This window comes from Brevundimonas sp. (assembly GCF_035561115.1).
Lineage (GTDB): Bacteria > Pseudomonadota > Alphaproteobacteria > Caulobacterales > Caulobacteraceae > Brevundimonas.
In genome coordinates this window covers 1-9,309 of sequence record NZ_DATMYH010000014.1, presented here as the reverse complement: position 1 = coordinate 9,309, position 9,309 = coordinate 1, and the positions used below count along the sequence as shown (strand labels likewise).

Genomic DNA, 9,309 nt, shown 5'->3' with positions numbered 1-9,309 from the left:
CCCTCGCGCCAGCGAGCTTCTGACCCTGGCCCGCAACGCCAGCCCGGACGCGCGGCAACGGCTTCTGCTCGGCGTCGTGGCGCTGTGCGACGCCAGCCCGCCCTCCGGGGAGCTCTCGCCGGTCCTCGGCGAAATCTTTCTGACCCTGGCGCGCCAGGCCGAGCGCGAGGTTCGCAAGGTTCTGTCCGAGAAACTGGCGCACGCGGACTGGGCGCCGGCTGCGCTTGTGAACGTACTGGCGCTGGACGAGATCGAAATCGCCCGTCCGGTGCTGACGGCGAGTCCCATTCTGCAGGACGACGATCTGCTGCGCGTCATGATCGAGGCGTCGCTCGAGCACCAGATCGCCATCGCCCGCCGCCCGCAGATCAGCGGCCGGGTCGCGGACGCGGTGATCGAACGCGGCGAGCCGGCGGTGCTGACCGCCCTCGCCACCAACCGGACGGCCGAACTGAGCGTCGACGGCGTCCGCCGCCTGGTCGAGCATTCGCGCCGCATCGCCGCCCTGCGGGCGCCGCTGACCCGTCATCCGCGCCTGACTGAGGCCCTGGCGGAGCAGATGTACCATTGGGTCGGCACGGCCCTGCGCCAGTCGATCTCGGCCCGATTCAATGTCGATGAAAAGGCGATGGGCGCCGCAGTCTACGACGCCGTCGAAGGCGTCATCCGTCAGGCGCGCGCGGACGACATCCCGCAGAACGACGCTGATCGCGATGAGATGGAACGGCGGCTGATCGACAAGCTGCAGTCCTCGGGCCAGCTACGGGCCGGGTTCCTCATCCGCGCCGTGCGCGAGAAACGTCTGAGCCTGTTCGTTCACGGCCTCGCCTCCCTGGGCGGTTTTGCAGCCGGCGACATCCGGGACGCCCTGAACGCCCCCACGCCGGAAGCCCTCTACTACGCCTGCGCCGCGGTCGGCATCGACCGGGCGGTGTTCCCGACCTTGCTGACCGAACTGCGCAAGCTCAACCAGTCCCTGCCGGGCGACAGGGGCGAGGCGGTCTGGCTGCGCGGCGCCCTGTCCTCCAATTCGGCGGCCCGGGCCTTTCGCGTGCTGATCGCCGATTGCCATCGCGAATTAAAAGCCGCCGTTTGACTTCGCCGGCCGGCTCGGCTTGCGTGGGCGGGTGAGTGATCTCCCCCTTCCAGACCTGCGGCTGGCCTTCGTGGCTTCGGACCGGCCCGAGGCGCAAAGCGCCCGGGAACGACTGACGTCCCTTTACGGCTCGGTCGAGCCCGACCAGGCCCAGGTCATCGTCGCGCTTGGGGGAGACGGCTTCATGCTGGAAACCCTGCACACGGTCATGGACCGACGCATCCCGGTGTTCGGCATGAACCGCGGGTCGGTGGGCTTCCTGATGAATGACTATGGGGAAGAAGGACTGCTGGAACGGCTGGCCGGCGCCGGCAGGGCGGTAATTCACCCGCTGCAGATGGACGCCTGGACCGAAGCGGGTCAGGTCCACAGCGGACTGGCGATCAACGAGGTCTCCCTGCTGCGTCAAACCCGCCAGAGCGCCAAGCTGCGCATCAGCGTGGACGGCCGGGTGCGGCTGGAGGAGTTGTCGTGCGACGGCTGCCTGCTGTCCACGGCGGCGGGGTCCACGGCCTATAACCTGTCGGCGCACGGGCCGATCATTCCGCTGGATTCCCGGGTCCTGGCGTTGACCCCCATCAGCGCCTTCCGCCCGCGCCGCTGGCGGGGCGCCCTGCTTCCGCATCAGGCCAGGGTCTGTTTCGAGGTCCTGGAGGCCGACAAGCGGCCCGTCAGCGCCACGGCCGACAGCTTCGAGGTTCGCCGCGTCGCACGCGTCGAGGTGCGGGAGCGCCGCGACATCGCCCTGACCATGCTGTTCGACGCCGGACGCTCGTTCGAGGAGCGGGTTCTGGCCGAACAGTTCGCTTCCTGAGGGCGTGCACCGTTTTTTAGGAACACAGGGCCAGACTGCCTTTTAGCCGTATTCAGGAGTCCGCTGTGAGCAACCCGGCCCAGGTCATTCGCCCGCCCAACACCCTTCGGATGAAGGTCGGCGGAGCCTTCGGCGGGATCGACGCCGGCGCCATCGCCAAGGCGGAAGCCGCCCTCAAGGCCATGTCGTCCCAGTTCGGGCAATGGCTGCAGGACGAGATCGTAAAACTGGACAAGGCCCAGGCCGACATCCGCAGCGAAGGCTACAATGCCCAGACGGCTGAGGCGCTGTATTTCCGCGCCCACGATCTGAAGGGCCTTGGCACGACCTATCAGTATCCGCTGGTGACCCGCCTGGCGGGTTCGCTGTGCAAGATGATGGACGACCCGGGCAAGCGCATGGCCGCGCCGGTGATCCTGCTGGACGCCCACATCGACGCCATCAAGGCGGTGGTCCGCGACCAGATCCAGACCGACGATCATCCGGTCGGCAAGGTGCTGGCCGAAACCCTCGAAGCCCGGGTCGCCCAACACCTGGGCTGACCGGCTCGTCCCGACCAAAGCCAACGCCCGCCTGACCGGCGGGCGTTCTGCTGTCAGGCGGCGGCGTTGAGCCGGGCCTTGGCCGGCAGGGGATCGTGGTCCAGCCGCTCCATCAGATAGGCCAGATCCTCGCGCGGCGCATTTGGCCGCTGGGTCAGGAACCGCTCCAGCATCCGGTGGCGGAACTCGTCGCCCGACGTATCCGCCCCTTCCGCCTGAAGCTGGCGCCAGGTGTCGACCCCGGCGCGGTAAGCCTGAAACAGCCGCGGCGGCAGGCCGGCGCGGTCGTAAACGGCCTTGAGGCCGAGCGGGCCGGCGTCGTGGATCATCAGCGACGCGCGAACCAGCGGCGTCCCGGCCAACTCGGCCACGCCATGTTCGAACAGCGTCATCTGCCCCCGGGCCAGGGCCCGGAGCAGAAGCGACGGCGTCAGCGCGCGGCGGGCGTTCAGACTGGCCACGAACTGCGGCAGGTCTGCCTGGCTGGCGGCCTGATCGACAAGATCGACGGTGGCCCGCTCACGCGCGAAGGCGGCCAGACGGATCGCCGTTTCCGGCGCGACGGCATGGCGGGTGACAAGGTGTTCGCGCACGGCGTCCGAGGCCAGTTCGACCAGCCGCTCGGTCACCGTCAACGGCAGGACCTGACGCCAGGCGATGGCCGCCACGATCTCGGACGAGGTTCCGAACCGGTCGACACAGCGCCCCAGGGCGGCTTCGCCGACATCGGCGTTGTCGTTCGCCGCCAGCGTCCGGACGGCCTGTTCACAGCCGACTTCCGCCACCGCGTCGGCCACGTCCCGCCCGACCTTCGGACGGCTGGCCACGGCGACCTGGCGCACGGCCGATCCGGCCCGCACGATTTCGATCAGATCCTCGTCGGTGAAGACGGGCGAGAAATTGATCATCGGCAAGGCCACGCTGTCCACGTCAGCCGCCATGCGCCGCGCCACGTCCCGGGGAATCAGGTCCGAGGCCTTGAGCGTCACCGCCATGGCCCGGCGGACCAGTTCGGCCGCATCCTGGGACAGCATGCGCAGGATTTTCTGCGCCGCCGCCCGGTCGTCCTCGCCCAGTTGCGCCTTGTCCATGCTGCGGCACAGTTTGTGGGCCGCAGCCGCGCGCTCGTCCTCATCGGTCGCCTTGATCAGGCGATGGATGTCGATCTCGGTCAGGCGGGCGCGATAGGCGGTCATGGGCGGATCCAGGCGGTTGCCGGGCAACATCGGCCCGTCATCCCTAACGGGCGGTTTACCATCACGGGATTCGCGATCAGATGCTTGCCTTGCCGTCAGGACCGAAGGCGCCGCCGAAGCCGCCGCTCTTGCCGTCCCCGTCCTGCCCCAGCAGCAGGGTCAGCAGGCTCTGGTCCTGTTTGAGTCGATCCAGACGGGCGGCGAGCATCTGCTCCCGCTCCGTCAGGTCCGGAACCGTCTGACGGGATGGGGAAGCGGCCGCCGGAGCCCCGTCGCCCGCGCTGCGCTGCAGATTGGCGTGAACTTCGGCCACGGTGGCCGGTCGGCCATCGCGATAGAAGATCGAGCGGTTCGCCGACGCGGCCTCCGGGAAGATCGCCGCCGCCGGGCTTCCGGGCCGCCGGTCCATGGCGTCCATCAGCTGGGCCGCGCCCGCCGGTCCAAGGAAGTGAGCGGCGTACAAGTCCCCGGCGCCGGGCTCACGGCCCGACCGGCCGCGCAGATAGGCGGCGTTGGACGCCGTCAGCTCGGCGGCCATCGTCGAGGCGGCCTGCGGATCGAAGCGCAGATCCAGAACCACATTGCGGGCCGAGCCCTCGACCCGCCAGCGGCCGTCGCCGCCGCGATAGATGAGGTCCGCGTACTGGCCGTAGCCATGCTTGGCCCCGTGCGCCTTCACCGTCCCGAGCCAGGTCTGTTCGATGAACTGGAACAGGCCGGCGGCCGACGACGTCCGGGCCTTGGCGGAGGGGTTCATCGCGCTTTCGCGGCGGGCCGTCCGGACCAGGAAGTCGGCGTCCACGCCAGTGGCGTTCGAGGCGCGCCGGATGGCCGCCTCGACTCCGCCAGAGGATGGAATCGCTCCGATGTTCATGAGTCACGACGCTGGCGGCTCGTGGTTAATCAAATCCTAACGGCGAGATTAACGTCCACAGTCCCTTAACTTCCGCGGCCGTGCAATCCCGTGGCGTTTCCATGGCCAGGCTCGTCCAAAACTTGCCGCAAGACCGGCGCTCAACTTCTCCGTGGGACGCTGTGGGGACGGCGAGAGACAGGGAGTGACGGCCATGATGATGAAGACCGCTGGCGGACCCGGACTGGTGCATCCGCTTGATTTCAACGAACGCAAACGACCCCGGTTTTCGCGGGCGACCTGGATCGCCACCGGCATCGTGGTGGCGGCGCACGCCGGCCTGGGCGTCGCTCTCTACTATCAGCGCTTCGAGATGCCGGCGGTGGTCGCGCCACCCGAGGGGCCTATCATTGATGTGATGACCTTCCGGCGGCCTCCGCCTCCGAAGCCCGTCGAGGCGAAGACGCCGCCCGCGCCGAATCCCGACGTCAACGATCCGCCGATTACCCGGACGCCGACCGAGACCCTGCCGACCGAAGCCAGCGACAAGCCCGTGGGCGATACGACGGTCTTCACGACCGACACGCTCGTCGACATTGTCGCGCCCGACAGCACGACCACCGAACCGGTCGCCAAGCCCGCCCCGGTGATCCGGAACCCGAGCTGGTCGCGGCAGCCCTCGGCCGACCAGATGATGGACGCCTATCCGAGGCGCGCGGTGCAGGCCAACGTCTCGGGCTCGGCCTCGCTGAACTGTCTGGTCCTGCCGACCGGGGGCGTGACGGACTGCAATGTGACGCGCGAGACGCCGGACGGCTACGGCTTCGGCCGCGCCGCACAGAGCCTGTCGCGCCGTTTCCAGATCAATCCGCGCACCGTCGACGGCGCGGCGGAGGGGTCGCGGGTCAGCATCAACCTGCGTTTCACCCTGCCGGAAGACTGATCAGGCGAACCTGAGCGGGTCGAGGGCGGCGGCATCCGCCATGGACGCCCTGCCCTCGATCCCGTCGGCGACGACCTGCGCCACGAGCGGTCCCATCAGCCAGCCGTTGCGGAACGGGGCCAGGGCAAGGTGCAGGCCTGGCTCCCCGGCGGGACCGGCCAGCGGCAGGCCGTCGGGAGAGGCCCCGCGGACGCCGACGCGAGGCGGCCCCGCCTCGCCTTCGACGCCGAGCAGGGCGAGGCCGGCAGCCACGCGGCTGGCCGATTCGGCCAGGTCCGGTTCGATATCGCGACGCCCACGCTCCATGGTCGCTCCGATGACCACGCCGCTGGTGGTTGGGACGATGTAGAGCTCGGGTGTCCGCAGGGTCTGTGGCGGGGCCGGAGCGGCGACCGGCGTCAACTGACCGCGGAAGGGTTCGACGAGGGCGACGGCGGCCGCGGCCCGGCGGGGCAAACCCGGGAGCGGGGCGGCGACGCCGGTGGCGAGGACGACAGTCGGTGCGAACCATGTCCGCCCGTCCTCGGCCTCCACCCGCCAGCGGCGCGCATCGGCGGACAACCGCGCCACGGAAGAGCGAATGACGGTGACGCCGGGAGCCCGGGCGAGCGCCTTGAGGGCGCCCGCGACGTCGACGCGCCAGTCGTCGGGCGAGGTCAGCCCCGTCGGCGTGGGGCTGGCGGCGAAGCCCATGGCGACGAGGCGGGTGACAGAGGCGGGTATATCGGGACCGCGCCAGTCCACGCCGTCGCGGTGCAGGGCCAGGCCGAAGGCTTCGGCGAAGCCCGGCCAGCGGTCGCGGGCGCGCCTCAGCAAGGCGGCCCGCTCGGGCGTGGAGTCGTCAGACAGGGATTCCAGCGCCGGAGCAATCATGCCCGCTGCGGCGGAACTGGCGTTGGGGCCGCCGGGATCGACGACCGTGACAGCGTGACCGCGGGCGCCCAGCTCGGCCGCCGAGCACAGGCCGAGCACGCCGGCGCCGATTACGATCACATCCGGGGAAGAAGTCACGGGCGACCAGATCGGCCGCCCGCGAACGGAATGCAAGCCTACTCCGCAGCGATGGCGGCGGCGCGGTTGGCCTCGATACGGGTCGTGAGCGCCGCATGCTGGTCCCACAGCGCCTGCGGCAGGCGGTCCCCGAACTGGGCGTAGAAGTCCGGGATCAGCGACGCCTCCTCGGCCCAGACCTCGGCGTCGACATCCAGCAGGGTCGACAGGTCGGCGTCGGACAGGGTCAGGCCCGACAGGTCCAGCGCGTCCCGGGCCGGGACGCGGCCGACCGGAGTGTCGACGGCCTCGGCCTCGCCGTCCAGGCGTTCGGAAATCCACTTGAGGACGCGGGCGTTGTCGCCGAAGCCCGGCCAGACGAATTTGCCGTCGTCGTTCTTGCGGAACCAGTTGACGAAGTAGAGGCGCGGCAGTTTCCCCGCCTCGGTGCGCCCGCCCATGGAGAGCCAGTGGGCGAAATAGTCGCCCATGTTGTAGCCGCAGAACGGCAGCATGGCGAAGGGATCGCGGCGCAGGGCGCCGATGGCGTTCTCGGCGGCGGCGGTGCCTTCCGAGGCGACCGACGAGCCCATGAAGACGCCGTGCTCCCAGTCGAAGGCCTCGGTCACCAGCGGCACGGCCGAGGCGCGGCGGCCGCCGAACAGGATGGCGTCGATCGGCACGCCGCTGGGGTCTTCCCACTCGGGCGCGATGGCCGGGCACTGGCCGGCGGGGGCGGCGAAACGGGCGTTCGGATGAGCGGCGGGCTCGCCCGAGGCCGGGTCGTGGGGTTGGCCCTTCCAGTTGGTCAGACCGTCCGGCGCCTCTTTCGTCAGCCCTTCCCACCAGATATCGTTGTCGGGGGTCAGGGCGGTGTTGGTGAAGATGGTGTTGGACGCCAGGGTCGCCAGCGCGTTCTGGTTGGTGTTGCGGCTGGTGCCGGGGGCGACGCCGAAGAAGCCGGCTTCCGGGTTTACGGCGTAGAGCCGGCCGTCATCCCCGAAACGCATCCAGGCGATGTCGTCGCCGATGGTCTCGGCCTTCCAGCCCGGGATGCTCGGCTGGAGCATGGCCAGGTTGGTCTTGCCGCAGGCCGAGGGGAAGGCGGCGGCGACGTATTTGGCGCGGCCCTTCGGATCGGTCAGCTTGAGGATCAGCATGTGCTCGGCCAGCCAGCCCTCGTCGCGGGCCATGACCGAAGCGATGCGCAGGGCGTAGCATTTCTTGCCCAGCAAGGCGTTGCCGCCGTAGCCCGAGCCGTAGGACCAGATCTCGCGGGTCTCGGGATAGTGGACGATCCATTTGTCGTCGTTGCACGGCCACGGCACGTCGGCCTGGCCCTCGGCCAGCGGGGCGCCGAGGGTGTGCACCGCCGGGACGAAGAAGCCGTCCTCGCCCATCAGGTCCAGCACCGGCTGGCCCATGCGGGTCATGACCCCCATCGAGACGGCGACATAGCCACTGTCGGTGATCTCGACGCCCAGGGCGCTGATCTTCGAGCCCAGCGGGCCCATAGAGAACGGCACCACGTACATGGTGCGGCCGGCCATGCAGCCGTCGAACAGGCCGTTGAGACGGCTGCGCATCTCGACCGGGTCGGCCCAGTTGTTGGTCGGGCCGGCGTCGATCTGATTGGCCGAGCAGATGAAGGTGCGGCTCTCGACGCGGGCGACATCCTTCGGATCCGAGGCGGCGTAGTAGCAGCCGGGGCGTTTCGTCTGGTCCAGTTCCTTCAGCGTGCCCTTGTCGATCAGGTCGCTGACGATCCGCGCCTTTTCGGCCTCGGAACCATCGCACCAATGCACGCGGGCGGGCTTCGTCAGACCCGCGATCTGCTCGACCCAGGCCACGAGGCCGGCGTGGTTGGTGGGGGCCGGATGCAGGCCGGGAATGGTGTCCGTCACGCGCACTCTCCTGAACGTCGCCCGGCGATCTGACGCCGCCGTGGCTCTCCCTTGCGTGGCTCATCACGCAATGTTTCAGCCGGAATGACACCGAAGCGGACGCGGCGTCAACCGATGCACGTTTCAACCTCTCGCGAGCAGAACCTCCGGCCGCCGCTGCATATTTCCGTTCCCTGCGGGAGGGCGCGCGGGGTATCCGGACAGCCATGCAGACGATGGATGTCAATTCCCTGACTCCGGCGGGAGTCCTGGTCTCGCCTGCGGCGGGGCGGAACGCCGGGCCGATCCTGAAGGTGCTGCGCGCCCATCTGCCGGCGCGGGGCCGGGTGCTGGAGATCGCGGCGGGTTCGGGCGAACACGCCGTCGCCTTTGCGGCGGCCCTGCCCGGTCTGGACTGGACGCCCAGCGATCCGTCGGCAGAGGCGCGGGCCAGCATCGCAGCCCGGGCGGACGCCGCAAACCTGCCGAACCTGCGTCTGCCGCTGGCGGTGGACATGCTGGACGCGGCGACCTGGCCGGACCACCCGGTGCAGGCGATCGTCTGCATCAACATGGTCCACATCAGCCCGTGGGCGGCGACCGAAGGGCTGATGATGCTGGCCGGCGGATCGCTGCCGCCCGGCGGGCTGCTGGCGCTTTACGGACCCTATCGGGAGGCGGACAGTCCGCTCGCCCCATCCAACGCGGCTTTCGACGCCAGCCTGAAGAGCCGCGATCCGGCCTGGGGTTTGCGGGACCGGGATGCGATCGCGGAGGCGGCCGGATCGGCGGGATTGGCGCTCACGTTGCGCATCCAGATGCCCGCCAACAATCTGATGCTGCTGTTCCGGCGCCGTCCAGGCCGGACTTGCGCCGGCCTCCCCGAGGTGGGACGGCAGGACGAACAGACGGAGGCCCGACCATGAAACCGCTCATCTTCGCCCTTGCGCTGATCGCCGCGCCCGTCGCGGCCCAGGCGCAAACGCCCCCGC

Annotated in this window: 9 protein-coding genes; 5 read left to right on the top strand and 4 right to left on the bottom strand. The window is 69.7% G+C overall.

All coding sequences use genetic code 11. The features are described 5' to 3' along the window. The 3 genes from VN378_RS01615 to VN378_RS01605 all read left to right on the top strand — a co-directional run. On the top strand, nt 1-1,096 hold a 1,096-nt coding region (locus tag VN378_RS01615; RefSeq protein WP_325740342.1), incomplete at its 5' end, for a DUF2336 domain-containing protein. Nucleotides 1,097-1,127: 31 nt separating this feature from the next. Continuing rightward, nucleotides 1,128-1,910: an NAD kinase gene (locus tag VN378_RS01610; protein WP_325740340.1), complete on the top strand. Its 783-nt coding sequence runs from the start codon at nt 1,128-1,130 to the stop codon at nt 1,908-1,910. 110 nt (nt 1,911-2,020) lie between these two features. After that, nucleotides 2,021-2,452, top strand: coding sequence for an Hpt domain-containing protein (locus tag VN378_RS01605; protein ID WP_414642201.1), 432 nt, complete (start codon nt 2,021-2,023; stop codon nt 2,450-2,452). Between the two features lie 53 nt (nt 2,453-2,505). Here VN378_RS01605 and VN378_RS01600 read toward each other — a convergent pair whose 3' ends face one another. Beyond that, nucleotides 2,506-3,648: a DUF2336 domain-containing protein gene (locus tag VN378_RS01600; RefSeq protein WP_325740336.1), complete on the bottom strand. Its 1,143-nt coding sequence runs from the start codon at nt 3,646-3,648 to the stop codon at nt 2,506-2,508. A gap of 76 nt (nt 3,649-3,724) precedes the next feature. Continuing rightward, complete coding sequence (locus VN378_RS01595; protein ID WP_325740334.1) at nt 3,725-4,522, bottom strand: transglycosylase SLT domain-containing protein; 798 nt, start codon at nt 4,520-4,522, stop codon at nt 3,725-3,727. Between the two features lie 193 nt (nt 4,523-4,715). On the opposite strand from VN378_RS01595, the gene VN378_RS01590 reads away from it, so the two are divergent. Beyond that, complete coding sequence (locus VN378_RS01590) at nt 4,716-5,444, top strand: TonB family protein (protein ID WP_325740332.1); 729 nt, start codon at nt 4,716-4,718, stop codon at nt 5,442-5,444. Here VN378_RS01590 and VN378_RS01585 read toward each other — a convergent pair whose 3' ends face one another. Together VN378_RS01585 and VN378_RS01580 are read right to left on the bottom strand one after the other, a co-directional pair. Continuing rightward, nucleotides 5,445-6,491, bottom strand: coding sequence for an FAD-dependent oxidoreductase (locus VN378_RS01585; protein WP_325740331.1), 1,047 nt, complete (start codon nt 6,489-6,491; stop codon nt 5,445-5,447). Nucleotides 6,492-6,493: 2 nt separating this feature from the next. Further along, nucleotides 6,494-8,338, bottom strand: coding sequence for a phosphoenolpyruvate carboxykinase (GTP) (locus tag VN378_RS01580; protein ID WP_325740330.1), 1,845 nt, complete (start codon nt 8,336-8,338; stop codon nt 6,494-6,496). 206 nt (nt 8,339-8,544) lie between these two features. Between VN378_RS01580 and VN378_RS01575 the strand changes: the two genes are divergently transcribed. After that, nucleotides 8,545-9,243 (top strand): DUF938 domain-containing protein, encoded by a 699-nt coding sequence (locus VN378_RS01575; RefSeq protein WP_325740328.1) that lies wholly within the window; start codon nt 8,545-8,547, stop codon nt 9,241-9,243. Nucleotides 9,244-9,309 lie beyond the last annotated feature (66 nt).

Bases quoted from the DNA above. Each gene is read 5' to 3' on its own strand.
- VN378_RS01575 (WP_325740328.1), top strand. From the start codon at position 8,545: ATGCAGACGATGGATGTCAATTCCCTGACTCCGGCGGGAGTCCTGGTC.
- VN378_RS01605 (WP_414642201.1), top strand. From the start codon at position 2,021: ATGAAGGTCGGCGGAGCCTTCGGCGGGATCGACGCCGGCGCCATCGCC.
- VN378_RS01595 (WP_325740334.1), bottom strand. From the start codon at position 4,522: ATGAACATCGGAGCGATTCCATCCTCTGGCGGAGTCGAGGCGGCCATC.
- VN378_RS01590 (WP_325740332.1), top strand. From the start codon at position 4,716: ATGATGATGAAGACCGCTGGCGGACCCGGACTGGTGCATCCGCTTGAT.
- VN378_RS01600 (WP_325740336.1), bottom strand. From the start codon at position 3,648: ATGACCGCCTATCGCGCCCGCCTGACCGAGATCGACATCCATCGCCTG.